Origin of the sequence: Nocardia sp. NPDC006982 (assembly GCF_042869435.1) — a bacterium.
In the GTDB taxonomy this organism is placed as follows: domain Bacteria; phylum Actinomycetota; class Actinomycetes; order Mycobacteriales; family Mycobacteriaceae; genus Nocardia.
In genome coordinates, this window is record NZ_JBIAFV010000014.1 from 171865 (window position 1) to 198356 (window position 26492).

Annotated in this window: 23 protein-coding genes and 1 riboswitch; of the genes, 18 read left to right on the forward strand and 5 right to left on the reverse strand. The window is 67.6% G+C overall.

What is annotated here, in order from left to right; all coding sequences use genetic code 11:
* Position 1: 1 nt before the first annotated feature.
* A riboswitch (SAM riboswitch) is annotated at positions 2-95 on the reverse strand.
* Positions 96-427: 332 nt separating this feature from the next.
* Entirely contained in the window at positions 428-1141 is a 714-nt protein-coding gene (locus ACFYOW_RS37940) for a hypothetical protein (protein WP_387294915.1), read from the forward strand.
* A gap of 182 nt (positions 1142-1323) precedes the next feature.
* Here the strand turns inward: ACFYOW_RS37940 and ACFYOW_RS37945 are convergent, their stop codons facing one another.
* From ACFYOW_RS37945 to ACFYOW_RS37965, 5 genes are all read right to left on the reverse strand, one after another.
* Positions 1324-2466, reverse strand: a complete 1143-nt coding sequence (locus tag ACFYOW_RS37945) for a glycosyltransferase (protein WP_387295033.1) — start codon at positions 2464-2466, stop codon at positions 1324-1326.
* A gap of 8 nt (positions 2467-2474) precedes the next feature.
* Positions 2475-3218 (reverse strand): LppM family (lipo)protein, encoded by a 744-nt coding sequence (locus tag ACFYOW_RS37950; RefSeq protein ID WP_387294917.1) that lies wholly within the window; start codon positions 3216-3218, stop codon positions 2475-2477.
* Positions 3219-3334: 116 nt separating this feature from the next.
* A complete protein-coding gene (locus ACFYOW_RS37955) occupies positions 3335-4249 on the reverse strand; it encodes a carotenoid biosynthesis protein (protein ID WP_387294919.1) in 915 nt (304 codons plus the stop codon).
* 269 nt (positions 4250-4518) lie between these two features.
* Entirely contained in the window at positions 4519-6087 is a 1569-nt protein-coding gene (locus tag ACFYOW_RS37960; RefSeq protein ID WP_387294921.1) for a phytoene desaturase family protein, read from the reverse strand.
* Positions 6084-6701, reverse strand: coding sequence for a GNAT family N-acetyltransferase (locus ACFYOW_RS37965; RefSeq protein ID WP_387294923.1), 618 nt, complete (start codon positions 6699-6701; stop codon positions 6084-6086). The genes ACFYOW_RS37960 and ACFYOW_RS37965 overlap by 4 nt, the downstream gene beginning before the upstream one ends.
* Before the next feature lie 150 nt (positions 6702-6851).
* On the opposite strand from ACFYOW_RS37965, the gene ACFYOW_RS37970 reads away from it, so the two are divergent.
* From ACFYOW_RS37970 to ACFYOW_RS38050, 17 genes are all read left to right on the forward strand, one after another.
* Entirely contained in the window at positions 6852-7292 is a 441-nt protein-coding gene (locus ACFYOW_RS37970) for an SAV_6107 family HEPN domain-containing protein (RefSeq protein WP_387295035.1), read from the forward strand.
* Positions 7293-7413: 121 nt separating this feature from the next.
* On the forward strand, positions 7414-7836 hold the full coding sequence (locus tag ACFYOW_RS37975) for a DUF3040 domain-containing protein (protein ID WP_040688643.1): 423 nt from the start codon (positions 7414-7416) through the stop codon (positions 7834-7836).
* Positions 7837-8284: 448 nt separating this feature from the next.
* Positions 8285-8716 (forward strand): division/cell wall cluster transcriptional repressor MraZ, encoded by a 432-nt coding sequence (gene mraZ / locus ACFYOW_RS37980; RefSeq protein WP_036535307.1) that lies wholly within the window; start codon positions 8285-8287, stop codon positions 8714-8716.
* 208 nt (positions 8717-8924) lie between these two features.
* Entirely contained in the window at positions 8925-9902 is a 978-nt protein-coding gene (gene rsmH / locus ACFYOW_RS37985; protein WP_387295037.1) for a 16S rRNA (cytosine(1402)-N(4))-methyltransferase RsmH, read from the forward strand.
* Positions 9899-10714 carry a hypothetical protein gene (locus ACFYOW_RS37990; RefSeq protein ID WP_387294926.1) on the forward strand — a complete coding sequence of 272 codons (816 nt, stop codon included), beginning with the start codon at positions 9899-9901 and terminating at the stop codon, positions 10712-10714. The genes rsmH and ACFYOW_RS37990 overlap by 4 nt, the downstream gene beginning before the upstream one ends.
* Before the next feature lie 2 nt (positions 10715-10716).
* A complete protein-coding gene (locus ACFYOW_RS37995; RefSeq protein WP_387295039.1) occupies positions 10717-12639 on the forward strand; it encodes a peptidoglycan D,D-transpeptidase FtsI family protein in 1923 nt (640 codons plus the stop codon).
* Between the two features lie 89 nt (positions 12640-12728).
* Positions 12729-14447 (forward strand): UDP-N-acetylmuramoyl-L-alanyl-D-glutamate--2,6-diaminopimelate ligase, encoded by a 1719-nt coding sequence (locus ACFYOW_RS38000; protein ID WP_387294928.1) that lies wholly within the window; start codon positions 12729-12731, stop codon positions 14445-14447.
* Positions 14444-15958 (forward strand): UDP-N-acetylmuramoyl-tripeptide--D-alanyl-D-alanine ligase, encoded by a 1515-nt coding sequence (gene murF / locus ACFYOW_RS38005; protein WP_387294931.1) that lies wholly within the window; start codon positions 14444-14446, stop codon positions 15956-15958. Before ACFYOW_RS38000 ends, murF begins: the two co-directional genes overlap by 4 nt.
* Entirely contained in the window at positions 15955-17031 is a 1077-nt protein-coding gene (gene mraY, locus ACFYOW_RS38010) for a phospho-N-acetylmuramoyl-pentapeptide-transferase (RefSeq protein ID WP_387294933.1), read from the forward strand. Before murF ends, mraY begins: the two co-directional genes overlap by 4 nt.
* A 49-nt stretch (positions 17032-17080) precedes the next feature.
* A complete protein-coding gene (gene murD / locus ACFYOW_RS38015) occupies positions 17081-18526 on the forward strand; it encodes a UDP-N-acetylmuramoyl-L-alanine--D-glutamate ligase (protein WP_387294936.1) in 1446 nt (481 codons plus the stop codon).
* Complete coding sequence (ftsW, locus tag ACFYOW_RS38020) at positions 18523-20001, forward strand: putative lipid II flippase FtsW (protein WP_387294938.1); 1479 nt, start codon at positions 18523-18525, stop codon at positions 19999-20001. Before murD ends, ftsW begins: the two co-directional genes overlap by 4 nt.
* Positions 19998-21125: an undecaprenyldiphospho-muramoylpentapeptide beta-N-acetylglucosaminyltransferase gene (gene murG / locus ACFYOW_RS38025; RefSeq protein ID WP_387294940.1), complete on the forward strand. Its 1128-nt coding sequence runs from the start codon at positions 19998-20000 to the stop codon at positions 21123-21125. Before ftsW ends, murG begins: the two co-directional genes overlap by 4 nt.
* Before the next feature lie 92 nt (positions 21126-21217).
* Positions 21218-22657, forward strand: coding sequence for a UDP-N-acetylmuramate--L-alanine ligase (murC, locus tag ACFYOW_RS38030; protein ID WP_387295041.1), 1440 nt, complete (start codon positions 21218-21220; stop codon positions 22655-22657).
* Between the two features lie 6 nt (positions 22658-22663).
* A complete protein-coding gene (locus tag ACFYOW_RS38035; protein WP_387294943.1) occupies positions 22664-23356 on the forward strand; it encodes a cell division protein FtsQ/DivIB in 693 nt (230 codons plus the stop codon).
* A gap of 322 nt (positions 23357-23678) precedes the next feature.
* Positions 23679-24917 (forward strand): cell division protein FtsZ, encoded by a 1239-nt coding sequence (gene ftsZ, locus ACFYOW_RS38040; protein ID WP_387294946.1) that lies wholly within the window; start codon positions 23679-23681, stop codon positions 24915-24917.
* A 38-nt stretch (positions 24918-24955) separates the two neighbouring features.
* A complete protein-coding gene (pgeF, locus tag ACFYOW_RS38045; RefSeq protein WP_387294948.1) occupies positions 24956-25681 on the forward strand; it encodes a peptidoglycan editing factor PgeF in 726 nt (241 codons plus the stop codon).
* The gene (locus ACFYOW_RS38050) at positions 25678-26427 is read left to right on the forward strand and encodes a YggS family pyridoxal phosphate-dependent enzyme (protein WP_387294950.1); all 750 of its coding nucleotides are present in this window, start codon (positions 25678-25680) and stop codon (positions 26425-26427) included. Before pgeF ends, ACFYOW_RS38050 begins: the two co-directional genes overlap by 4 nt.
* The last annotated feature ends 65 nt before the right edge of the window (positions 26428-26492 follow it).

Genomic DNA, 26492 nt, shown 5'->3' on the forward strand with positions numbered 1-26492 from the left:
TCCTCCATCGTTCCCGGCGGAAGCACCCGCACCCGGTGACCGGGGGGTTGCTGCGACGTCGACGAGCCAGGTCTCTCGGTCGCTCTGGATGGTGTGTCCGACGCCGAGCACGGGTCGGTCAATGGGTCTAGCCGAAATATCATGCGAAGCAGGCGAAGTCCGGCACAAGGGTACGAATCAGCGTGAGCGCAGACCTTGCTTGCATGGTCGTGAGCAGTCACTATTGGTCCGGTCGCGCATTGGATCGCGGCATTTCGGAGCAAGTTTTCCGCGTGCTCTTCGTCCGGATTGCCCGCCTGGGCAGCGCCGCGGCGGTCCATCGGGACGCGCGGCGCGAACGTGTCGACCGCCAAAATAAACGCGGTTGCGAAGGTTTGCCGGAGTACTCTCGGACCTCGATTCGTGCCCGACGATGAGGAGGTCCGCCGTGACCCTGCTGCGCCGTCTGACCACGCTAGCCACCATCGCGACCGGTACGGCCGCGCTGACTCTCGCCGCCCCCGGCATCGCCGCCGCGGGTCCGGCGGCGATGCCCGCCCCCGCCGTTCCGGCCGCGACCGCACCGTCCACCCCGACCGCACCAGGTGATCTGTTCGCCGGTTACCGAGCCGTCGTGGACGCGCTGCGCACCTTCGACATCGACCCGTTCCTGTACCCGGCGCTCGCGCCGTTCTGCTCCGACACCGGCAGCCTCGGTCTGGTGCCCGCGGTTGCGGGCGCAGTCCCCGGGCCGTGGCCCAAAACCACGGTGGCCATTCCGGGACTCGACCCGAGCGCCGTCAAGGCGGGCCAGGTCATGTTCACCTTCGTCCCCTACGGCCTCGGCCCGGACAGCACGAATGCTTCAGGCATGAACGTCGCCTGGGTCAACCTGGCCAATGGCCGCAGCGGCATCACCGCCATGGGATCGATCTCCGATGTGGTCCGCACGATGGTGCCCGCCGAAACCCCGACCGAGATAAGGCCACTGGCCGAACGCGCCATCCAAGACTTCTTCGCCGTATTCCCGGTCGGCGGTGTGCGCGCGGTTCCCGTCGACACCGGATCCGGCACCGTACTCGCCGCCGTCTTCGGCACCGTGGACCACGGCACCAAGTCCTGCTTCTTCGTCCCGACCATAGGACTCACCACAGTGCGCTGATCCACGGGCCCTGGCCGAGACAGGCTCGGGGCCCGTGGACAGATCCCGGCCCCGCGGAATCGACTGCGGTCGCCGGCGCAGCCCGCCCCATCCCTGAGAGTCCTGAGGACCGATCAAGATCAGGTGGCACTGGCGGCTGGGTCTTCTCGGGCGATGCCGCCACGGATCCCACCTGATCTTGATCAGCGGGTCAAGGGGCGGGACTTCCAGGTCAACGCGCCGGTGCGGTGGGCGCGGCGGGAGCGGGTCCAGAGGCGGAGGTAGGCGTCGATGGAGATCGGATGTGCCAGGGCAGCAAGGGCGTCGGTGCGGGTCGTGGCGCCGCGTTCCAGTGAGCGCGCGAGCAGGCGGCTGGCGACCGCGGCGCCGTAGCCGATGAGACCGGCGGTGCGTATGGAGCCCTGGCCGCCGATCGCGGCCAGTGGGGGCGCCCAGTAGGCCAGTGTCGCAACGGCTCCCACCGCCGCGCCGCCGATTGTCGTGCCGCCGTAGGCGGACCACAGCCAACGGTTGTAACCGGTCTCCAGTTCGGCTGCGCCACGGTACATTCGGGTGCTCGCCGCTCGGCCTGCCGCGACCAGCGCGGTCCGGCGACCCGAGCGACGCAGCGCGCGAGCGATATCCAGGTCCTCGGTCGGGCTCGCGGCGACCGCGGCATGCCCGCCGATGGCGTGGTAGGCGGTGGCGTCGAACACCAGGAACTGGCCGCAGGCCACGGCTGTCGAGGGGCGCAGGCTGCGATTGGCGGCCGCGATCGGCAGGCTCGTCGCCCACGACCAGCACAGCAGCGGCTGCACCAGCGCCTCGGCCAGCGATTCGGTCACCTGGTACGGCCACGGTGACAACAATGCGGCTCGGCTGCGGCGCAATTCGGCGGTCGCCGCGGCGACCGCATTCGGTGCCAGTCGTACATCGGCATCGAGAAAGATCAGCACCGTGGCATCGGCCAACTCGGCCAGTCGCGCGCAGGCCGCGGCCTTTCCGGTCCATCCGGGTGCGGGTTCGGTCTCGGAGCGGAACACCGTGAAGCGCGAATCGTCCGCAATCGCGTCGAGCGCGGCCGCTTCGGTCCCGTCCGACGACGCGTCGTCGAGAATCAGCACCCGCAGTCGCGGCACACCCACCTGGCCACGGAGATCATTGATCAGCTCGGGCAGTCGCTGTGCCTCATCGCGTGCCGGGATACACACCGACACCGGCTCGATCACGGTATTCGGTCCGGCCGAGAGCCTGCGCACCGTCACGCGGTTGAACAACGCTGTCCCGCAACCGAACAGCGCGATACCCGCGCCCGTCCACGCGGCGATCGCCGCGCCCGCGCGCAGGGTTCGCGTCAGCGGCGGGTCAGCGAACGCCACAGATTGCTCGGTGAGAAGTTGGTTTCCGGTGCACCGGGCGGTGCCGGGTTGCGGTCCATGTAGGCGATGGCGGCGATGATGGCGGCGACGGCGAGGGTGATACCGCCGACGATGCCTGCCCAGCCCGCGAAGGAGCGGGTATTCGGGTCCGCGTAGCTGACCTCGGCGCGCAGGGTAGAGACATCGCCGGGCGGCAGTTTCCAGGAGACGGTCGAGTCGTCCTCGCGATTGCCGTTGGTCTTGGCGACGCGGGCCGGGAAAGCCACGGTGAACTGCACATCCGAACCGTGCGGTGGAACGGATTTCAGATCGACCCGGCCATTGAGGCTGACCAGGTCGCCGGTGCGCTGGAACGACAGGTTGAACATGCCCTGGGTCTGATCGGAGAGCGCGCCGAGCTGGCCGACCTCACCGAAGGACAGATCCTCGAAGAACACCTTGCTGCCCACATAGCCGTCCTGGCTGTACGGCTCGACCCGAACCTTCGCGGCCAGCGAATCGGGCGCCTTCAGCTGCGGGCCCTTGTCATTGGCGTCCGCGGGCACCACCGCGGCCACGATCCGTCCGGAGACCCGGTCATTGGACGACACACCCATCGACACCTGCACCCGCAGGCAGCCCGCGAGCATGGGCACCAGCATCGCGGCCAGCAGTACTGCCGCGGCCACCCGTGCTCCGGGCCGGGGAGAACGTGGCGGTCGAACCGATGTGTCGGGCATCGCGGTGAGAGGACTCGGCTGCACGGCTCACATCGTGCCAGGCGGTCGCCCCGAATTGCCACGCGACGGGCGGAACGCACGCCGACCGAAGTATCGGACAGCCGGTCCGCACCGCTTCAGACCCGCCGGGCCGCGACCGATCGCACCAGCAGCGGCACGCCGAGCACCCCCAGCCCGATGCACCCGTACCAGGCCGAATACGGCAGATCGAGGAACACCGCGTGCGCGAGCGTCGACCCGAGCCAGGTCCACATGAACACCGCCGCCGGGACCACCGCAGCTGCCGAGATCGGGGATACCGGCCCTCGGGATCCGTGCTCCGGACCGGTCGGGTCAGGCGTTCCCAACTTCAGCGCCGATGTTCCATCCTGCGCCTCATCAGGGGCTGTCGCCGGTGTCTGCGCTGTCGATGGCAGGCGCTCTGCCGCAGGTGCAAACGTATTCGGACTCCCCGTCCCCGCGACGCGATCCAACCCGGTCAGCAGCAACGCCATCACCAGCGCCACCGCGAACCACCCCAGATAGTTCGTGTACGGAATCTCATCGAGCCCGGGCAGCCCTCGACCGGCGGCACCCCAAGTCCACTGCCCGTCCGCCACCATCTGCGGATCGAGGAACAGATCCCAGCCCACAGCCCCGACCGCGGTCAAACCAACTCGCCCGCCCCACCGCCGAGTCGACAACCCGGCGACCACCCACACCGGATACAGCCCACCGGTCCAGGCCAGCGCGACCACCAATGGCACTCCCATCAGCGCGGGCCCCAATCTGCCGTCGGCATATTCATAACTACCGAATGGGAAACCCGTTGCCGTGCCAACGATTTCGGCAACCAGTCCGAGCCCGGAGACAATCACCACGAACCCCAACGCGTACCTGATGCCACGCGTCACCACCGCGTGCACCAGCGCAGTCCCCGCCGACAACAGCACGACCGCTACAGTCACCCGATCGCGAGCGACCCCCGAGGCAAGCGGATAACTGATCTGCACGAGCACGAGCAGCACCGCCGGGACCACGGGCGCCAGCAACCGCGGCGTCCATCGAAAGGCTGACGCCGACCGCGAGCGCCGACCTGGACCGCGCCGACTTGCCGGGTTCCCGTCAGCACCGCGGACGTCGGAGTCCGTTGTGTCGGAGGATTCGGTTCGTCGGGTGGTCTCCGGACTCGCCGGACTATGGAGCTCGGAATCCGTTGCGCGGGCGGACTCGACTTGCCCGGTGGTCCCCGGACCAGGGCTTTCCGGCCCTGATGTGGGTCGCTCGTCCGGCTCCGGCACGGTTGGCCCGGTGGTCTCCGTCATCGTCTGCGCAGTAGGGGAAACCGGTTGCGCCGTCGGTCGCGCAGCACCAACTGTGCCGCGCTGCGCCCGCTCGCTCCGGACACTCCGCCACCCGGATGCGTTGACGCCCCGGTGAGATACAACCCGGGTGCGCCGGGCACTCGCTGCCCGGACAACTCCGGCAGCGGCCGCCACAGCATCATCTGATCCAGCGACATCTCCACATGCATCACATTTCCGCCGCGCAATCCGAGCTCGCGCTCCAGATCGACCGGCGTCTGCACGTACCGTCGCAGCACACACGTCCCGAAACCCGGTGCGTAGGAGTCGACTTCGGCGATGATCCGATCGGCCTCCGACTCCGCGTGTGCGGCCCAGTCGCTCCCGTCGGCAAGCTCGTACGGATGCCACTGCGCCCACAGCGAGAGCTGATGTTCACCGGCCGGGGCGATGCTCGGATCCAGCGCGCTGAAGCTCATGGCCAGGACCACCGGTCGCGGCGGCAGATCGCCGGCCAGCGCCGCACCGTGCGCCCGCCGCAACTGCCGCCGATCGGAGACCAGGAACTGCAGACCATTGGCGGATTCAGCGGTCGAACTACCGGGATACTGCGGCAGCGCAGACGTCGCGAGTCGTACCACCATGCCGATACCGGGCCCGACCCGGATCCGCCGCTGCCAATCGTCGAGCACCGCATCGTCGAATCCGCCGCCCCGGAGCAGATCCAGCGTGGTCAGCACATGGGCGCCCGCGATCACGGTGTCCGCGTGCAGGCTTCGTCCCGACGCCGTGCGCACCTGCCAGCCCGCACCGACCTGCCGCAGCTCGGTTACCCCATCGCCCGCCGAAACCACACCGCCGTCGGCGCGCAGCCGCGCGACCAGTGCCGTCGTCAGCGCTCCACTTCCTCCCACCGCCCGTCCCGGCGGCAGCGTATGCATCAGCGCGGCGAATCCGACCATCGGCGCGGTCCCCGGTTCCGACATCGGCGGCCCGGATTGCGCACCGAACCAGGCCAGCGACGCCTTGAGCCGCTCATCGTCGAAGTAGCTGTCCAGCAGGGCGTCGCCGGTCTGCAGGAACTCCCGCGACAACGCACTCCCGCCATCGCCCGCGTCCAGCCCCCAGAACGAACGCAGCAGCCGCCCGGGCGTCGGCGCACCGCCGAACGCGCGCATCACCCGCGCCGACCGCGGCCCCCAGACCTCGACGAAGCGTCGATAGGCCACCGCATCCCGCGCACCACAAATCTCCGCGATTCCGGCACAGGTCCGATCGAGATCGCGATGGAAAACGATCGGCGCACCGCCATCCGGCCCCGTGGGCGTGAAACCCCAAGGATCGCAATCGATATAACGCAGCCCGAAGCGCGACAGCTCGAGTTCCTCGATGATCCCGGTATGGCGCACCATGATGTGCGCCGACGATCCGCGATCGACCAGATGGCCGGGAAAGCGTTCGACCGTCGACACCGCGCCGCCGAGCACCTCGTCGCGCTCGAGCACCTCCACTCGCTCCCCGGCCCGTGCCAGATAGCAAGCCGCGACGAGCGCGTTATGGCCCGACCCGACGACCACAACGGTCACAGAGGCAGCCGCCGTCCCAGTATCGCGAACGGCCTGGTATCCCCGGCGAAGACGAAATTCCGGATCACATCGGTGAATCCGAGTCGCCGATACAGCTTCCACGCGCGATTGGCCTCGCCCTGCACTTCCGGTGTGGACAGCAGCACCGCGCTCTCGGTGCGATTCGCCAGCAGCCGCGTCAGCAGTTCGCCGCCGATGCCGCGACCCTGCGCCGACGGATGCACGTGCAGTTCGGTCAGTTCGAAATAGTCCGAAAGCAGTTCGCGCGCAGAATGTTCCGGCCAGCCCGAGCGCCGCATCCCGCTGTGCACCTGCTGATGCCACCACTGGTGGGCGGCGCCGCGATAGCCGTAGGCGATGGCCACCATCGGCGCGGTCCGCAGGTCGATCTGCCCGGAATCATCGGGGATGACGGCGGCGACGCCCTGCCAGCCGACGCGGGTGGTGTGCTCGGTCCACATCGGCGCGCGATGGTGTTCGGTGCCGTGCGGATATTCCATCGCCGCGACGTACACCGCGAGCGCGTCGTGCAGCCGGGAGCGCAGCGCCGCGACGGAGAGGTCGATGACGACAGGGGCGTTGGCGGGGGTGTGTTTGGGCTTGACGGCTGTCATGGCTCTCGTCGGTCCGCGGAAAGTTGTCGGTGGGTGTCCCTATATTCAATCTCAATTCAAACGTTCGAATACCTGTTCGATCCCCGCGGTGCTGGGAACTCGGCATTCGCGCCCAGGATAGGCCAGGTGAGCGACTCGGAGGGACGGCTGATGTCTGGTCGGATCGAACACCCGGGGCAACCCGGCAAGGCGGGCAAGCTGCTGCAGCGGGCGGACGGCTTGCTGATGCAGGCGGCGGGGGAACACGACCCGCGCGAACGTTTTCGGACCGCGTATCTCGCCGCGCTGCGCGGGGCCGGGGCCGTGCTCGCGTTCACCGGGGCAGACGCAGCGCCGCGGGCGCGCTCGCGCAATGCCTGGGTGCTGATGCAGCGCGCCGCGCCCGAATTCGTCATGTGGGCCGACTACTTCAGCGCCCGTTCGGAGATCAGGGCGGCGCTGGAGGCGGGGTTGGATCGCAATGTGGATGATCGGCAGGCCGACGAGTTCTATTCGCGGGTGGGTGCATTCCTCCACGACGTGGAAGATCTGGTGAATGCCGGGGCTCGATTGCGTCCCGCGCCGGGCTGGTCCGGCGGTATGACCGCTTAGTTATCGGCGAGTAGGTGGTACGGCACTGATCGAACTCGTATCATTGGTGGCAGATAGCCGACCTTGGTTATCTGTCGCCTACCCGGAGGCGACAGCCACGCCTAGTGCCGGGGGAGGTACCGTGCCACTCTCCGAGCACGAGCAGCGCATGCTCGAACAGATCGAGAGCGCGCTCTATGCTGAGGATCCGAAGTTCGCGTCGTCCGTCCGCGGCGGACGCCTTCGCTCGACCTCGAGTCGTCGCAGACTCCAGGCCGCGGCCCTGTTCGTCCTCGGCCTGTTTCTACTTGTCGCCGGCATAGCCGCTCCGGTGAAGCTCGGCGACTTTCCGATCATCAGCCTGATCGGCTTCATCGTGATGTTCGCCGCAGGCGTGCTGTTGCTGCTCGGCAGTTCTAAGGGCATCGCCAAGGGCGACCGGTCGGGCAATGCCCAATCCGGTGGCGCGAGTGGCGGATCGGGCGGACGTGGGCGACAGCGCAAGTCCGGTGGTTTTTCCGAGCGCATGGAGGATCGGTTCCGCCGCCGCTTCGATCAGGAGTAGCGCGCCCGTAGCCGACACCTACATATCGAACGCGCCGCCGCACCGAACAGGTGCGGCGGCGCGTTCTCATGCGTGAACCGCCCGGCTGCTGAAGGTGCGCCGCGCGCGGTTCCCCACAACGCCCCACGATCTTCCCCCACAACCTCCCACCGCCCACCTCCGCGCCGCCCCGTGACTGGCCGAAACCTGGGGAACCATGGCGTTTGCTGATAGTTGTCGGGCCCTTGTCTCGCCGTGTGGCGCGTGTCGCCAGAACACGGAAAAAGTTCTCCACCACAGTGATAGCTGGGATGACCTGCGTAATCGACGACGCGGGGAGCCAGATCACCCCGCGTTTCGATTGAAAGTGGGGGAAAGTGGGGTAATGTGGAGCGCGCACAAGAGGAAGGGCATACATCCGAGGTGATCGTGCTCCCCGTACCACGGGGTTGATCCGGGAGGTAGCGGGTTGTTTCTCGGTACCTATACACCTCGGTTGGATGACAAGGGGCGACTGACGTTGCCTGCGAAGTTTCGAGACGATCTGGCGGGAGGGTTGATGGTCACGAAGGGTCAGGACCACAGCCTTGCCGTATACCCCAAGGAAGAGTTCACCGCTCTCGCACGGCGAGCCGCGGCGGCATCTCGAAGCAATCCACAGGCGCGCGCGTTCGTCCGGGCACTCGCGGCCGGTACGGATGAACAGCGTCCGGACGCCCAGGGCCGGATCGTGTTGTCGGCCGATCATCGTCGCTACGCGAACCTTTCGCGGGATTGCGTGGTGATCGGATCGGTCGACTTCCTGGAGATATGGGATAAGCAGGCGTGGGAGTCCTACCTCGCCGAGCACGAGGAGGACTACGCGCAAGCGAGAGATGAGTCGCTGGGCGGAATCTTCTAGCCCTGAGCGAACGAGTGCCACGCGGCCTCTGCCCGGACGCGCGGACCCTGACGTACTTCCCCGACGCCAGGTGCCGAGGCTCCGGTCAGAGACCCCGCGGCATTCGTATTTTCGAAAGTAGCTGTGTAACAAGGCGACCCCGCAGCGAGTGATCCCACTGACACGGCTCGATGCGCGACGACGCGAGGCAGGATTCCGGGAGGTCGAGGTGAACCGTGAACAGGACGGTCCTCGCCATGTTCCGGTTCTGCTCCAGCGGGCCGACGCGCTCCTCGGTCCGGCACTCGCCGAACCCGGCGCGGTATATGTCGACGCCACATTGGGTTTGGGCGGACACGCCGAACACTTCCTACGCACCTACCCGAATATCCACCTCGTCGGACTCGATCGCGATACCCATGCGCTGGCATTGGCCGGCGAGCGACTGGCGCCATTCGCGGACCGAATCACCTTGGTACACATCCGATATGACGGAATCGCGGCCGCGCTGAAGCAGGCCGGATTGCCGACCACCGGATCGGTGAGCGCCATCCTGATGGATCTCGGCGTGTCCTCGATGCAACTCGACGAGGCCGAACGCGGCTTCGCCTACTCTGTCGACGCGCCACTGGATATGCGGATGGATCCGACCACCGGCATCACCGCCGCCGATGTGCTCAACACCTATAGCCACGGTGATCTGGCGCGCGTGCTGAAAACCTATGGTGAGGAACGCTTCGCGGGCAAGATCGCATCCGAAGTGCTGCGCCGTCGGCAGCAGAAGCCGTTTCGCACGAGTACCGAATTGGTCGAATTACTTTATGCCACAATCCCGGCCGCCACCAGGCGGACGGGCGGGCATCCGGCCAAGCGCACCTTCCAGGCGCTGCGGGTGGAGGTGAACGGCGAGCTCGACTCGCTGCGGGCCGCCCTGCCCGCCGCTCTGGACTCGCTGCGGGTCGGCGGCCGGATCGTGATCATGTCGTATCAGTCGCTCGAGGATCGGGTGGTCAAACAGGAGTTGGCGCCGCGCACGACATCGCGGACACCGGTCGACCTGCCGGTCGAATTGCCCGGTATGGGACCGGAATTCAAGTTGCTGACCCGGGGCGCCGAGAAGGCGACCGAACAAGAGATCGAAGAGAACCCGAGGGCGGCACCCGTGCGGATGCGCGCGGCGGAGAGAATCCAGGAGGGGACAGCATGAGTGTGCGCACGCGTACCGTCGAGGCGCCGGGCCGGATCGCTCGCCGGGTTCAGGCCGCCGAGCGGGTGAAATCGGGTGCCGCACAACGGGCCTACGCCAAGCGTCGGATGCGGGCAGAGCAGTCGGGGGACCAGCATGATCTGCCGAAGCAGCGCGCATCGGCGATGGCTTCGCGAATTCCGTTCGTGGCGGCCATCATTGCGCTGCTCGGCTGCGGTCTCGCGCTCACCCTGCTGCTCACCACCCGTTCGGCGGAGGACAGCTATCAGCTCGGCGATGCCAGGGCGACCAACCGCAAGCTGGCCGACGAACGCGCGGCGCTGCAGCGCGAGGTCGAGGCCGCCGACTCCGCGCCCGAACTCGCCGCCAGGGCCCGCGAACTCGGAATGATCCCGGCCAAGGATCCGGCCCGGCTGGTGATCGGACCGGATGGCGGGGTAACGGTGATCGGCAAGCCGACTCCTGCGCAGGGCGCGCCGGTGCCGCCGCTGAACAGCTCGCCCGCAACACCGACCGTCCCGCCGACGGGCAATGCCCAGGCCCGCGGTGAACGATTGGTTCCGGTGACGACCACGCCGACCGCACCGCCCACCCAGCCGAATACCGGCCAGCCCGCGAACGCCGTTGCGGGACAGGCGAGTCCGACGCCCAGCCCGACACCGGCGAGCCCGGCGCCGACGCCGAGTCAGGTCGCGCAGGCTCCGGTGGAGACACCGCAACCGGAAACTCCGCAGCCTGTACCGACGCAAGCTCGAGCGCCGCAGTCCGAGACACCCCAACCAGCGCCCTCCCCTGACGAGGGCGCCCGATGAGCATGCGGCAGACCAGGCCCGCGTCGCGTCAGCGCCGCGGGCCGTCGGCATCCGCGGGCTCTACCAGAGCCTCCGGGACATCGAGGACGGCAACCGCATCCAGACCGCGGAAGGCCGCCCCGGATCGGCCGCTGCGCCTGCGTCTCGGTGTCGGCCGGGTGATCATGCTGATCGCACTGGCGGTCGTCGCGCTGCAATTGCTGTGGGTACAGAGCATTTCCGCGCCCAGCCTGTCGGCGCAGGCGGCCAGTCAGCGCACCACCCACGAGCCCGAGTACGCCACCCGTGGGCCGATCACCGATCGCAACGGGAAGTCCCTCGCGATCACGCTGAGCGCGCAGGCGCTGACCTTCCAGCCGGTGGTCGTGCGCAAACAACTCACCGATGCGAAGGAGAAGTCGGCCAAGGCTCCGGATCCCGATGAGCGGCTCAAAGCGATCGCCAAGACCATCCACGACAAGATCGGCAAGGACGCGCCCGCCGAATCGGCACTGTTGGACAAGCTGAAGAGCGATACAGAGTTCGTCTATCTCGCCCGTAATGTCGATCCGCGCATAGCCTCCGATATCAAGGTGCAATTTCCCGAGGTCGGCGCCGAGCGCCAGGATGTGCGCGATTATCCGGGCGGCTCGCTGGCCGCCAATGTGCTCGGCACCACCGGCTGGGACGGACACGGCCAGATGGGCCTCGAATCGTCGCTGGACTCGCTGCTGGCGGGTACCGACGGCTCGCAGACCTACGACCGCGGTTCCGACGGTGCGGTTATTCCGGGCAGCTGGCGCGATAAGCAGCCGGCGGTGAACGGCTACTCGGTCCAACTGACCCTGGACTCGGATCTGCAGTACTACGTGCAGCAGCAGGTGCAGCAGGCCAAGGAGATGTCCGGCGCGAACGCGGCCTCGGCCGTCGTGCTTGATGCGAAAACCGGCCAGGTGCTGGCGATGTCGAACGACAACACCTTCAACCCGGCGCTGGGACCGCAGCATTGGGGCAATGCCGAGATGCAGAACCCCTCGGTGCAGGACCCCTTCGAACCCGGTTCGGTCAACAAGATCGTGACCGCGGCCGCGGCCATCGAATACGGCTTGACCAATCCCGACGAGGTGCTGCAGGTGCCCGGCGAGATCCGAATGTCCGGGGTCACCGTGCACGATGCCTGGGAGCACAGCACTTTGCCGTACACCACCACAGGCATCTTCGGTAAGTCCTCCAATGTCGGCACGCTGATGCTGGCGCAGCGGGTCGGCGAGGACCGGTTCGCGGATATGGTCAACCGCTTCGGACTCGGCCAGCGCACCGGTGTCGGATTGCCCGGCGAGAGCCCGGGCCAGGTGCCCGCCCGTGACCAGTGGTCCGGCGGTACCTTCGCGAACCTGCCCATCGGACAGGGCCTTTCGATGACGACCTTGCAGATGACCGGGATGTACCAGGCCATTGCCAATGGCGGCGTGCGGATTCCGCCGCGCATCGTCAAATCCGAGACCGCACCGGACGGCACCCGCACCGAGGAGCCACAGCCCGACGGTGTGCGCGTGGTGAGCGAACAGACCGCGGCCACGCTGCGCACCATGTTCCAGGCGGTCGTGCAGCGCGATCCGATGGGTGTGCAGATGGGGACCGGTGGGTCCGCGGCGATCGATGGCTATCAGGTGGCGGGCAAGACCGGCACCGCCCAGAAGGTCGACCCGAGCTGCCGCTGCTATTCGACTTCGTCGTTCTACATCACTTTCGCCGGTATGGCGCCCGCGGACAACCCGCGCTACGTCATCGGTCTGATGCTCGACGCGCCGATTCGCAGCTCCGACGGCAGCGGTGGCGGGTCGGTGGCGCCGCTGTTCCACAACATCGCCTCCTGGGCGCTGCAGCGCGACCGTATCCCCCCTTCACCCGAGCCGTCGCGACGGTTCGTTCTGCAGGCTTCATAAGATTGGAGCCGCGTTGCCCAGCCGTGAGCCGACGTCGGTAACCTGACTCGACGTTCCCGCCTTTCCTATAGATCCACCCAGTCCCGTCCATGCCGATTCCCGAGAGGAGCCCTGTGCCCGCGCAGTCCAGCCAGCACGTGCTCCGGCCGACCCATCCGCGGTCGACGTCGTTGTCCACCGTACTGGCCATGACCGGTGCCGGCTCGTCGCGAGCCGACCTCGCGCAGATCCAGGTCACCGGCATCGAGCAGCGCTCGCATGCGGTGCAGCTGGGTGATCTGTTCGCCGCGCTGCCGGGCGCGCAGGCGCACGGCGCACGTTTCGCACGCGATGCCGTCGAACGGGGCGCGGTCGCGGTCTTCACCGACCCTGCGGGCGCCGAACTCGCCGGTGAGCTCGGCGTGCCGGTGCTGGTGCGCGAGCAGCCCAGGTCGGTGCTCGGCGAGCTTTCGGGCGCGCTCTACGGCAATCCGTCCGAGCGGCTGCACATCGTCGGTATCACCGGCACCTCGGGCAAGACGACTACTGCGTATCTGGTGGAGGCCGGTCTGGCCGCCGGCGGCCTGTCAACGGCCCTGATCGGCACCATCGAGACCAGGATCGGCGGTCGCCGGGTGCCGAGCGCATTGACCACGCCCGAAGCGCCGCAGCTGCACGCCATGTTCGCGCTGATGGTCGAGCAGGGTGTGGATGCGGTCGTAATGGAGGTTTCCAGCCACGCGCTGGCGCTGGGCCGGGTGGACGGTGTGCGCTTCGCGGTGGGCGCGTTCACCAATCTCTCCCAGGACCACCTGGACTTCCACACCGACTTCGAGGATTACTTCGCCGCCAAGCGCAGGCTTTTCGAACCGGAGTCGCCGGTCGCCGCACGCACCTCGGTCATCTGCGTCGATGACGAATGGGGACGGCGCCTCGCCGCCGATCTCACGGATCCGATCACCGTATCCACCACCGGTTCCGGCACGTGGCAGCTCACCGGCGAGGTGTCCGCGCACGGCGGCGAGCAGGAATTCACCGCTGCCGGACCGGGGGCGAATGTCGATGTGCGCCTGCGGCTTCCGGGCCGCTACAACGTCGCCAATGGACTGCTCGCGGTCGCGGTGTGCACCGCCGCTGGAGTGGAGCCCGCCGTCGCCGCGCCCGCACTGGCCACCGTCGACGTGCCGGGCCGCATGCAGCGGGTCGAGCGCGGACAGGACTTCCTTGCGATCGTCGACTATGCGCACAAGCCCGCGGCGGTGGAGTCGGTGATCGCCACGCTGCGCGGTCATCTGGCGGCCGATACCGGTGGTCGGTTGGCCGTGGTCGTCGGCGCGGGCGGCGACCGGGACGCGGGTAAGCGCCCGCTGATGGGTGCGGCCGGTGCGCGCGGCGCCGATCTGCTGATCATCACCGACGACAATCCGCGCAGCGAGGATCCGGCCGCGATCCGCGCCGCGCTGCGCCGAGGCGCGCTGGCGGTCCCGGAGGCCGAACGCGGTGAGGTACGCGAAATCGGGGACCGGGCCGCGGCCATCGCCGCCGCCGTCGACTGGGCCCGTCCCGGTGACGTGGTGCTGGTGGCAGGCAAGGGACATGAGGCAGGGCAGGAGATCCAGGGCGTGAAGCATCCGTTCGACGATCGCGAGGTGCTCGCGGCGGCGTTGGAGCGACGGGACCGGGGCCCGCAGGACGACAACACCGCCGCGGGAGCGACGGGCCCGGAGACGGTAGCGAAGCGTGACCACGTAGGGCCCCGCGAGCGCGGCCGATCCAATACTGAGCAGAGTCCGCAGGGGTCGGACGCGGAGGACATGACGGTTTCATGATCGAGATGACGCTGCGGGAGATCGCGGAGGTCGTCGGCGGCACGCTGCACGACGCTCCCGACCCGGAGGTGACGGTAACGGGTTCGGTCGAATTCGATTCGCGCCGAATCGGTTCCGGGGATCTTTTCCTGGCCCTGCCCGGTGAACAGGCCGACGGCCACGACTATGCGAAGGCTGCCGTCGACGCCGGTGCGGTCGCGGTGCTCGCGGCCCGTCCGGTGGGCGTGCCCGCGATCGTGGTGGCTCCCAGTCCGGGTACCGTGCCCGCGAAATCCGTTGCGCTGGCCGGTGATTCGGACGGGTCCGGCGCCGCGGTGCTGGTCGCGCTCGCTACGCTCGCCCGGGTGAGCGTCGAACGTCTTTCCGCGGCAGGCGGACTCACCGTGGTCGGGGTGACCGGCTCCTCGGGTAAGACCTCGACGAAGGACCTGCTCGCGGCCGTGCTCACGCCGCTGGGTCCGGTCGTCGCGCCGCCCGGATCGTTCAACAACGAACTCGGCCATCCGTGGACCGCACTGCGCGCCGATGCCGACACCCGCTTCCTGGTACTGGAACTGTCCGCGCGAGGTCCCGGCCATATCGCCGCGCTCGCACAGGTCGCGCCGCCGAAGATCGGTGTCGTGCTCAATGTGGGCACCGCCCATCTCGGTGAGTTCGGCAGTCGCGAGGCGATCGCGCAGACCAAGGGCGAACTCGTCGAGGCGTTGCCGTCGACGGGTCTGGCCGTACTCAACGCCGACGATCCGCAGGTGGCCGCGATGGCCGTACGCACGCAGGCCCGCGTGGTGACGGTCGGCCAAGCGGGCAATGCCGAAATCCGCGCCACCGATGTACATCTCGATGCCGAGGCACGCGCGGGCTTCACGCTGCACACAAGTAAGGGCAGCATCCCGGTGCGGCTCGCCGTGCACGGCGAACACCAGGTCGGCAACGCGCTGTCCGCCGCCGCCGTCGCACTCGAATGCGGTGCGGACCTCGAAACCGTCGCGCAGGCACTCGGCGGCGCACATGCCGCATCGGCCCGCCGCATGGATGTGCGGACCACCGCCGACGGCATCACCGTCGTCAACGACTCCTACAACGCCAATCCGGATTCGGTGCGCGCCGCGCTCAAGGCGCTGGTGACCATGTCGCGTGCGGGCGACGCCCCGCGCCGCAGTTGGGCCGTACTCGGCGAAATGGGTGAACTCGGCGAGGAATCCGTCATCGAACACGACCGGATCGGCCGCCTCGCGGTGCGCCTGGATGTCTCACGGTTGATCGTGGTCGGCACCGGAAGGCCATCCCACGCGATGCACCAGGGCGCGGTAATGGAAGGCTCGTGGGGCGAGGAGTCGATCCTCGTGCCCGATATCGGCGCGGCCGTCGCGCTGCTCGACAACGAGGTCGAACCGGGCGATGTGGTGCTGGTCAAGGCGTCCAAGGCGGTCGGACTGTGGGCGGTCGCCGAACATTTGACCAGCGCGGAACGTGCGGGAATTAGTCGGGGTAGCACGGAGGCGCTCGAATGAGGCAGATTCTGTTCGCGGCTGGGATCGCTTTGGCGGTCTCCATCCTGCTGACGCCGCTGTTGATACGGATTTTCGCCAGGCAGGGCTTCGGGCAGGAGATCCGGGTCGATGGTCCGGCCAGTCATCAGGCCAAGCGCGGCACCCCGACCATGGGCGGTGTGGCCATTCTGGTCGGCATGTGGGCCGGCTACCTGGGCTCACATCTGATCGGCATCGGCTACGACGCCGACGGACCTTCCGCCTCAGGCATTCTGGTGCTCGGGCTGACCACCGCACTCGGTGTGGTCGGCTTCCTCGACGACTTCATCAAGCTGCGCAAGCAGCGCAATCTCGGTCTGTCGGCCGCGGGTAAATACGTCGGTCAGCTCAGCGCCGCGGTCCTGTTCGGCATCCTCGCCTTGCAGTTCCGTGGCGGCAACGGATTGACTCCGGCGAGCAAACATCTGTCCTATGTCCGCGATATCACCACGGTGTCGATGGGCGTGATCATCTTCCTGTGCTGGGTCTGTCTGCTGGTCGTGGCCTGGTCGAATGCGGTGAACCTGACCGACGGCCTGGACGGCCTGGCCGCGGGTTCGATGAGCCTGGTGCTCGGTGCCTACGTGATCATCACGTTCTGGCAGTACCGCAATGCCTGCGCGACGATCCCGGAGGCGGGCTGCTACAACGTGCGCGATCCGCTGGACCTCGCACTGGTCTGCGCCTCGGCCGCCGCCGCGTGTGTCGGCTTCCTGTGGTGGAATGCCGCGCCCGCCAAGATCTTCATGGGCGATACCGGTTCGCTGGCCCTGGGCGGCATGCTCGCAGGCCTGTCCATCACGACCCGCACCGAACTGCTGATGGTCGTGATCGGTGCGCTGTTCGTCGCGGAAACCGCCTCGGTGGTGCTGCAGGTCGCGGTGTACCGCACAACCCGCAACCGGCTATTCAAGATGGCGCCGTTCCATCATCACTTCGAACTCAGCAAGTGGGCCGAGACTACGGTGATCATTCGGTTCTGGCTGTTGGCGGCGATGGCGTCGGCGGTCGGACTCGGCCTGTTCTACAGCGAATATCTCTCAGCGGTCGGGTGAAGTAGCGATGGTCGAACATTCTCCACGGGCCCTGCGAACACCGGGGCCTATGCTCGAATTCCTGCGTGGCCGTGACGTTCTGGTGGCCGGATGGGGTGTCTCGGGTCGCTCGCTGATCGAACCGCTGCGCGATATCGGCGCGCGTCCGGTGGTCACCGACGGCGGTGCCGCCGCATTGGCCGAGGCGGCCGGGCTCGGTCTGGACATCGCGACCTGCACCGAACTGGAAACCGCGGACTGGAGCCGCTTCGCACTGGTCATCACCAGTCCGGGCTGGCGGCCGGATTCGCCGGTGCTCGCCGCCGCGGTGACCGAGGGCACCCCGGTCTGGGGCGATGTCGAATTCGCCTGGTGGGTCGATCAGGCCAGGATCTACGGTCCGGTCCGCAAATGGCTGGTGGTTACCGGTACCAACGGCAAGACCACCACCACCTCGATGGTGCATTCGATCCTGCGCGCGGCCGGTATCGCCAGTGTCGCCTGCGGCAATATCGGACTGCCGATCCTGGATGCGCTGCGCCGCAATCCCGGTCCGCAGGTGCTGGCGGTCGAGCTGTCCTCGTTCCAATTGCATTGGGCGCCTTCGGTGCGGCCCGAGGCCGGTGTGGTGCTGAATGTGGCCGAGGATCACCTGGATTGGCACGGCGGCCTCGATGCCTACGCCGCCGCCAAGTCCAGGGCGCTCTACGGCCGAGTCGGTGTCGTCGGACTCGACGATCCGGTGGCCGCCTCGCTGGCCCGGCGCAGTAAAGCGCGCCGGACGGTCGGCTTCCGCATCGGTGTACCCGCCGACGGCGAACTCGGTGTCGTGGACGGCAAACTGCTCGACCGCGCCTTCACCAAGGCCGCGATCCTGGCCGAGGTCGGCGACATCAGCCCCAAGGGACCGGCCGGTGTCGCCAACGCACTCGCCGCCGCCGCGCTGACCAGGGCCATCGATGTGGCACCGCAATTCGTGCGGGAAGGTCTCATCGAGCACAGGGTCGGTCCGCACCGGGCCGCCTTCGTGCGCGAGGTGTCCGGTGTCGAATTCATCGATGACTCCAAGGCCACCAACCCGCATGCCGCCCGCTCCTCGATTCTCGGTCACCCGCAGGTGGTTTGGATCGCCGGCGGGCAGCTGAAGGGTGCATCGGTCGAGGATCTGGTCGAGGAGACCGCCGATCGCCTCGTGGCGGCCGTGCTGATCGGGGCCGACTCGCCGGTGATCGCGGCCGCATTGGCGCGACACGCGCCCGAGGTCCCGGTTGTCGAGGTCCGCGCGGGAGACCATGCAGGAATGGGTGACGCTGGGATCGATGGGGCTGCGAGCGCCGACGCCGTGATGGCGCACGCCGTGCGCGCCGCGGCCGGATTCGCCCGCCCCGGGGACACTGTGCTGCTGGCTCCGGCCGCGGCCTCCTTGGACATGTTCGCCGACTACACCCACCGCGGGCGCAGTTTCGCCGCGGCGGTGGCCGCGCTGGAAGACGGTGACATCGGGCGGCATCTATGACCGAGACGACCCGGCGGAATCGGCTGGCGGCCACCAAGTTCGGCGCCTGGCTGGCGCGCCCGCTCGCGTCGTTCCATCTCGTCGTCACGATCGCGACACTGCTGACGGTGCTCGGTCTGGTCATGGTGTTGTCGGCATCGAGCGTCGAGGCGTATGTCGACGGCGGGTCGGCGTATTCGTTGTTCATCCAGCAGGCCATGTTCGCCGCGATCGGTGCGGTGCTGTTCTATCTGGCACTGCGGATTTCGTTGCGCCGACTGCGGCAATGGTCGTTTCCGCTGTTCGCGATCTCGGTGCTGGCGCTGTTGCTGGTGCTGATTCCCGGCATCGGCTCGGAGGTGCAGGGTGCGCGGCGCTGGTTCTTCCTCGGGCCGGTCTCGGTGCAGCCATCGGAGATCGTGAAGGTGACGCTGGTGGTGTGGGGTGCGCATCTGCTCGCCTCGCGTCGCTCGGAACAGGCCGGCTTGAAAGACATTCTGGTGCCGCTGGTGCCTGCCGGTCTGCTGGTGTGTCTGCTCGTCGTGCTCGAGCCGAACCTGTCCACCACCATCGCGCTGGGCATCGTGCTCGCCGCACTGCTGTGGTTCGGCGGGCTGCCGGTGCGGCTGTTCGTCACCATCGCGATTTCGGGCATGATCGCCGCTGGCATCCTCGCGCTGTCCGCCGGTTATCGCTCGGACCGGATGCGCGCCTTCTTCAATCCGGGCGACGATCCGCAGGGCATCAATTATCAAGCGCGCCAGGCGCTGTACTCGCTGGCCGACGGCGGGATCTGGGGTCGCGGCCTCGGCCAGAGCCGCGCCAAATGGCAGTACCTGCCGAACGCGCACAACGACTTCATCTTCGCCATCATCGGCGAGGAACTCGGATTCCTCGGCTGCGCACTGGTTCTGGGCCTGTTCGCACTGTTCGTCTACACCGGCCTGCGCATCGCGAGTCGTTCGGTCGATCCGTTCCTGCGCCTGCTCACCGCGACCGCGACGACCTGGATCACCGGCCAGGCGCTGATCAATATCGGCTATGTGGTCAACCTGCTCCCGGTGACCGGTCTGCAGCTGCCACTGGTTTCGGCGGGCGGTTCGTCGCTGGCGATCACCCTGTTCATGTTCGGCATCATCGCCAATGCGGCCCGGCACGAGCCCGAGGCGATTTCGGCGCTGCAGGCCGGACAGGACGGCAGATTCAGCCGGCTGCTGCGATTGCCCAAGCCTGAGGTGTACTCACCGGCGAAGGCAGACGCGGCACGTGCCCGCTCGGCCGCGGCCAAGGCCAAGGCGGCCGAACAGCGGGCACGGGCCGAACGGGCCAAGGCCGACCGGGCACGGGCCGCACTGCCGCAGGGACGGCGCAGCCAGTCCGAATCCGGTCGACGCCGCGTGCCCGAGAGCCGGGGAACGAGTTCGCTGCGGGCGACCAGGGCGTGGGAGCCGAGCTATCCGATAAACCATGCGAGAGATCGGGGAAGATCCAGGTGAGTGCGGAGCGACCCCGCAAACCACTGTCGGTGATCGTCGCGGGCGGTGGTACCGCGGGACATATCGAGCCCGCGCTGGCCGTCGCCGACGCGCTGCGGCGGCTCGACGATTCGATCCGGGTCACCGCACTCGGCACCGAACGCGGCCTCGAGACCAAACTGGTGCCCGAACGCGGCTATCCGCTGGAGTTGATCCCGCCGGTGCCGTTGCCGCGCAAGCCGAGCGCGGATCTGCTGCGGCTGCCCGGCCGCGTCCGGGCCTCGGTGGCCAAGACCAGGGCGGTCATCGATGCGGTCGAGGCCGATGTGATCGTCGGCTTCGGCGGCTATGTCGCACTGCCCGCCTATCTCGCCGCAGGCCGTGGCGCGCTCGGCCGCAGGCGCGCGGTACCGGTGGTGGTGCACGAGGCGAATGCCAAGGCGGGGATCGCCAATAAGGTCGGCGCCAGGCGCGCGGCCAGAGTGCTTGCCGCCGTACCCGATTCGGGTCTGGCCAAGGCCGAGGTCATCGGCATTCCGGTGCGCGGGTCCATTACCTCGCTGGATCGGGCCGCACTGCAGGCCGAGGCCCGTGCGCATTTCGGCCTGCCCGCCGAGGGACCGGTCCTGCTCGTCTTCGGTGGCTCGCAGGGTGCGGTCTCGTTGAACAAGGCGATCTCCGGCGCGGCGCCACAGCTGGCCGCGGCGGGCGTCTCGGTGCTGCACGCGCACGGACCCAAGAACACCCTCGAGGTCGCGGAATCGGATGAGGGTGGGGCGCGGTATATCGCCGTGCCGTATCTTTCCCGGATGGACCTGGCCTATGCCGCCGCCGACGCGGTCGTCTGCCGCTCCGGCGCGATGACCGTCGCCGAGGTGTCGGCGGTCGGTCTGCCCGCGTTCTATGTACCGCTGCCGCACGGCAACGGTGAGCAGGAACTCAATGCCAGGCCGATCGTCCGTCAGGGGGGTGGCAGAATCGTCCCCGATGCCGAGCTGACCCCGAAATACGTGATCGACGAGGTGATACCTTTGCTGACCGACCACGCACGGCTGATCGAGATGAGCCTGTCCGCTGCAGGCGCCGGACACCGCGACGCCGCCGACGAGCTGGCGCGCATTGTCGTCGAGGTGAGCGGCCGGTGACCACGGGAGCCGATGCCACCGAATACGGGGCGGTCGAATCCGGTGCCGACGAGACGCGCTCGGCCCTGCCGCCCGAATTGGCGCGCGTGCATATGGTCGGTATCGGCGGGGCGGGCATGTCCGGCATCGCTCGCATCCTGCTTTCGCGTGGTGGCTCGGTCTCCGGCTCGGATGCCAAGGAGAGTCGTGGTGTGCTCGCGCTGCGGGCCCGCGGCGCCCAGGTGCGCATCGGTCACGATGCCAGTGCCCTGGATCTGCTGCCCGGCGGCCCGACCGCGGTGGTCACCACCTACGCGGCCATCCCGAAGACCAATCCCGAACTGGTCGAGGCGAATCGGCGCGATATTCCGGTGCTGTTGCGTCCCGCCGTACTCGCCTCGCTGATGCAGGGACATCGCACGCTGCTGGTCTCGGGCACGCACGGCAAGACCTCGACCACCTCCATGCTGATCGTGTCGTTGCAGCACTGCGGATTCGATCCGTCCTTCGCGGTCGGCGGTGAACTCAACGAGGCGGGCACCAATGCCCACCACGGCACCGGCGAGATCTTCGTCGCCGAAGCCGACGAGAGCGACGGCTCGCTGCTGCAGTACGACCCGGATGTCGCCGTGGTCACCAATATCGAATCCGATCACCTGGACTTCTTCGGCTCCGATGAGGCCTATGTCCAGGTATTCGACGATTTCGCCGATCGTCTCGGCCCCGGCGGGCTGCTGGTGGTGTGTTTGGACGATCCCGGTTCACGGGCGCTGGCCGAGCGGGTCGGTGCGCGATTGGCGGAGAAGAACGTTCGGGTACTCGGCTACGGGTCGGGTGAGCTGTCCGACGCGCCGGTTCCGGTGGGCGTGCGGCTGCACAGCTGGGAGCCGCGCGATGTCGGCGGCTTGGCTCAGTTCCAGCTCGCCGATGAGGCCGCGCCGCGCACCCTGCGACTCGCGGTGCCCGGTCGGCATATGGCGCTCAACGCATTGGCCGCGCTGCTCGCCGCACGCGCCGCCGGTGCGGATGTGGACGAAATCATCCAGGGGCTGGAGGGTTTCGGCGGTGTGCACCGCCGGTTCCAGTTCGTGGGCCGGGAAAACGGGGTGCGCGTCTTCGACGATTACGCCCACCACCCGACCGAAGTGCGTGCGGTACTCGGCGCGGCCGCGGAACTGGTGCAGCAGGAGGCCCGCGACGGTGCGCGCTCCCGACAGGGCAGGGTCATAGTGGTGTTCCAACCACACCTCTACAGCCGCACCGCCACCTTCGCCCAGGATTTCGGCGCGGCGCTGAGCCTTGCCGACGAGGTTGTCGTGCTCGATGTCTTCGGAGCGCGGGAGAAGCCGCTGCCCGGCGTCAACGGCGCACTCGTCGCCCAAGCCGTCACCAAACCCGTGCACTACCAGCCGGATATGTCGCGGGTCGGTCGTCAGGTCGCGGGTCTGGCACTGCCCGGCGATGTGGTGATCACCATGGGCGCGGGTGATGTGACGATGCTCGGCAGCCAGATTCTCGATGGGCTGCGAGCTCGTCCGCAATACGGGCGGTGACCCGCGATGCGAACCGCGGGTGACTGGTTCGACCGGGCACACCGGGGTCGCCTGCGCCTGTGGAGTTTGCTCGGTGTGTGCGTCCTTACCGTTGTCGTTGTACTGGCCTGGTTCACCCCGGTGCTTTCGGCGAGCACGGTCGAGATCGACGGTTTGGTCGCGGTGCCCGAGGAACAGGTGCGCGATAAACTCGAGATCCCGTCCGGCCGCTCGATGTTGCGCATCGACACAGATGCGATGGCCAGGCGGGTGGCGAGCATTCAGAAGGTCCGCACTGCACGGGTGCAACGCGTATTTCCGTCCACCGTCAAGGTAACGGTGGTGGAGCGCACGCCAGTACTGTTCTGGGACAGTCCGCAAGGCGCGCATCTGCTGGATGCGGAGGGCGTGGAGTTCGCGATCGAAGAGGCGCCCATCGGCGTTCCGAAGCTCACCACGGAACATCCCGGCGGCGACGATCCGGTCACCCGGGCAGCGGCCTCGGTTCTGTCGGTACTGCCCGCTGCGCTGGTCGTGCAAGTGGACGAGGTTGTCGCGCGGTCGATTTCGGATATTTCGCTGAACCTGCGTGACGGCCGCACGGTACTGTGGGGAGGAACTAATGACGCGGAACGCAAGGCGGCCGTGGTGATGCCGCTGTTGACCCGCGATGGAACGGTGTTCGATGTTTCGAGTCCGAATCTGGTCACGGTAAAGTGATCGATACCCATTGTGCCCAGGGGTTTTTCGATGGAACTGTGACCGCAGTGGGAACAGCCCAGCGAGACCGGGGGTTCGGGGGCAACCGTTCACGATACGACGTGTTGCGCGGTGAGACGAGAGGGATCACACAAGATTCTGTCAGTCGTTTCGGCGCGCCTGCGCGTCTATCGCGGCGGCTGCGAATAGCGTTCCGCAGCAGTCGGATACTTGACATAACGCTAACCCTGTGGTTGAGGTTTAGGGTTTGCCCGAACTGTCACAGGCCGAATGTCGAGAACCCGAAAACGACAGACTTTAGATCGAAGGAAGGCGAGAGCCCATGACGCCCCCGCACAACTACCTTGCTGTGATCAAGGTCGTCGGCATCGGTGGCGGCGGCGTGAATGCCGTCAACCGGATGATCGAACAGGGACTCAAGGGAGTCGAGTTCATCGCGGTCAACACCGACGCGCAGGCGCTGCTGATGAGCGATGCCGACGTCAAGCTCGACGTCGGCCGTGAGCTCACCCGCGGTCTCGGCGCCGGTGCCGACCCGGAGGTCGGTCGCAAAGCCGCCGAGGATCACAAGGACGAGATCGAAGAGGTGCTCAAGGGCGCCGACATGGTCTTCGTCACCGCGGGTGAGGGCGGCGGCACCGGTACCGGTGGTGCACCCGTCGTCGCGAGCATCGCGCGCAAACTCGGTGCGCTCACCATCGGTGTGGTCACCAGGCCGTTCTCCTTCGAGGGCAAGCGCCGTGGCAACCAGGCCGAAGTGGGCATCAACCTGCTGCGCGAATCCTGCGACACGCTCATCGTCATCCCGAACGATCGGCTGCTGCAGCTCGGCGATGCGGCGGTCAGCCTGATGGACGCCTTCCGCTCCGCCGATGAGGTGCTGCTCAACGGTGTGCAGGGCATTACCGACCTGATCACCACCCCGGGTCTGATCAACGTCGACTTCGCCGACGTGAAAAGCGTGATGTCCGGCGCGGGCAGCGCTTTGATGGGCATCGGCTCGGCGCGCGGCGAGGGCCGTTCGGTCAAGGCCGCCGAGTCGGCGATCAATTCGCCGCTGCTCGAGGCATCGATGGATGGTGCGCACGGCGTACTGCTCTCGATCGCGGGCGGTTCGGATCTGGGTCTGTTCGAGATCAACGAGGCGGCCTCGCTGGTGCAGGAGGCCGCGCATATCGAGGCGAATATCATCTTCGGTACCGTCATCGACGATTCGCTCGGCGATGAGGTTCGCGTCACGGTGATCGCGGCCGGTTTCGACGGCGGCGGTCCGGCCAGGCGCACCTTCGAGGCGGGTCGCGGCGCGATCGGGTCGGGTCGGGCCGGTGAGATCGGCCAGACCAGCCGGGCCAGCGAGATCGCCGCCGCCTCGCGTACCGAAACCGCTTCCGCCGCAGGTCAAACCAGCTCCACTCGGGGTGCGGTGCCCAGCTACCGGGATTCCGAGCGGGCGCGCACGCTGGCCGAGCCGACGGCAACGCACACTACGCGCTCACATATCGAGCCGCCGGATTCCGATGACGACGACGATGTCGACGTGCCTTCGTTCATGCGTCGGTAGGAAGGCCCAACCCTCCGAGCACTACTAGGCTCGGAGGTATGACAGCGCCGACATTGACCGTTCGACGAGTGACGACCACGAGAGCGGGCGGTTTCTCGGCGCCGCCATACGATTCGTTCAATCTCGGGGATCATGTGGGGGACGACCCGGCGACCGTTCAGCGGAACCGGGACCGGCTGGCCGAGGGGATCGGCCTGACACCGGATCGGCTCGTGTGGATGGAACAGATCCACGGGCGCAATGTCGAAATCATCGATGGGCCACCGGATGCACCGGTGCCCGCCACCGACGCACTGGTGACGACCGTGCCAGGCCTGGCACTGGTGGTGCTCACCGCGGACTGTGTACCGATCCTGCTATCCGATGACGAAGCGGGGGTGATCGCGGCTGTGCACGCCGGGCGAATCGGCGCGCGCATCGGCATCGTGCCGCGGGTATTGGACGCGATGGTTGCGGCAGGCGCCAGCATCGAGCGGATCGGCGCCTTCCTCGGTCCGGCCGCATCGGGCCGTCAATACGAGGTGCCCGCCGCGATGCGTGCCGATGTCGAGGCGCATCTGCCCGGCAGCGCGACAACCACCGCGCGCGGCACCCCCGGACTCGACCTGCGCGCCGGAATCAAAAGACAGCTGACCGAAGCCGGAATCGGCGGGGTGGCCATCGATCCGCGCTGCACGATCGAGGACAAGACGCTGTTCAGTCATCGCCGCGGCGCACCGACCGGGCGCATGGCCGGTGTCATCTGGATACAGGCGGACGCATGAGTACGGAATCCGTTGCGGCCGAGGCCATGGACGGCCGGACCGCCGAACTCGCGGCGAACCTCGCCGATCTGAACAAGCGAATCGGCGCGGCTTGTCATGCGGCCGGACGTGATCCGGATTCGGTGCGGCTGCTGCCCGTGACGAAGTTCTTCCCGGCCACCGATATCGCCATCCTGCATCGCTTGGGCTGCAGGGAATTCGGCGAGTCCAGGGAACAGGAGGCAACGGCGAAGGTCGCCGAACTGGCCGGGCTCGCGGATGTGCGCTGGCACATGATCGGTCGGCTGCAGCGCAACAAGGCTCGGATCGTCGCGCGCTGGGCACATGCGGTGCACTCGGTCGACAGCGAACGCCTGGCAACGGCCCTTGACACCGCGGCGCGGGCCGCGTTGGACGCGGGGGAGCGAGGCGAACCGGTTCGCGTCTTGATACAGGTGAGCCTGGACGAGGATCCGGGTCGCGGTGGCGTCGCTCCGGAAGATCTTGTGGCGCTGGCCGATCGGGTGGCCACCGCACCGGGACTGCAGCTCGCGGGCCTGATGGCGATTCCCCCGCTCGACGCCGTGCCCGACGACGCTTTTGCACGCCTTGCGCATTTGCACTCGCTGGTACGCGCGGACCATCCGGAAGCGACCGAACTCTCCGCGGGCATGTCGAGTGATCTGGAATCGGCGATCGAACACGGTTCTACCTGTGTGCGTGTCGGTACCGCCTTGATGGGCGCTCGACCGATAACCTCGGCGTAGCAAAGAAACCTCATCAGTCACATTCGACACATATGCTGGGACTGGAGAGGACTGAGCAAGACTTC

What these genes read in the sequence shown, in the direction of transcription:
- ACFYOW_RS37950 (WP_387294917.1), bottom strand. Translation starts at nt 3,218, where the DNA reads ATGCCCGACACATCGGTTCGACCGCCACGTTCTCCCCGGCCCGGAGCA.
- ACFYOW_RS37965 (WP_387294923.1), bottom strand. Translation starts at nt 6,701, where the DNA reads ATGACAGCCGTCAAGCCCAAACACACCCCCGCCAACGCCCCTGTCGTC.
- ACFYOW_RS37970 (WP_387295035.1), top strand. Translation starts at nt 6,852, where the DNA reads ATGTCTGGTCGGATCGAACACCCGGGGCAACCCGGCAAGGCGGGCAAG.
- ACFYOW_RS37990 (WP_387294926.1), top strand. Translation starts at nt 9,899, where the DNA reads ATGAGTGTGCGCACGCGTACCGTCGAGGCGCCGGGCCGGATCGCTCGC.
- ACFYOW_RS37995 (WP_387295039.1), top strand. Translation starts at nt 10,717, where the DNA reads ATGCGGCAGACCAGGCCCGCGTCGCGTCAGCGCCGCGGGCCGTCGGCA.
- ACFYOW_RS38000 (WP_387294928.1), top strand. Translation starts at nt 12,729, where the DNA reads ATGCCGATTCCCGAGAGGAGCCCTGTGCCCGCGCAGTCCAGCCAGCAC.
- murF (WP_387294931.1), top strand. Translation starts at nt 14,444, where the DNA reads ATGATCGAGATGACGCTGCGGGAGATCGCGGAGGTCGTCGGCGGCACG.
- mraY (WP_387294933.1), top strand. Translation starts at nt 15,955, where the DNA reads ATGAGGCAGATTCTGTTCGCGGCTGGGATCGCTTTGGCGGTCTCCATC.
- murD (WP_387294936.1), top strand. Translation starts at nt 17,081, where the DNA reads ATGCTCGAATTCCTGCGTGGCCGTGACGTTCTGGTGGCCGGATGGGGT.
- ftsW (WP_387294938.1), top strand. Translation starts at nt 18,523, where the DNA reads ATGACCGAGACGACCCGGCGGAATCGGCTGGCGGCCACCAAGTTCGGC.
- murC (WP_387295041.1), top strand. Translation starts at nt 21,218, where the DNA reads ATGGTCGGTATCGGCGGGGCGGGCATGTCCGGCATCGCTCGCATCCTG.
- ACFYOW_RS38035 (WP_387294943.1), top strand. Translation starts at nt 22,664, where the DNA reads ATGCGAACCGCGGGTGACTGGTTCGACCGGGCACACCGGGGTCGCCTG.
- ftsZ (WP_387294946.1), top strand. Translation starts at nt 23,679, where the DNA reads ATGACGCCCCCGCACAACTACCTTGCTGTGATCAAGGTCGTCGGCATC.
- pgeF (WP_387294948.1), top strand. Translation starts at nt 24,956, where the DNA reads ATGACAGCGCCGACATTGACCGTTCGACGAGTGACGACCACGAGAGCG.
- ACFYOW_RS38050 (WP_387294950.1), top strand. Translation starts at nt 25,678, where the DNA reads ATGAGTACGGAATCCGTTGCGGCCGAGGCCATGGACGGCCGGACCGCC.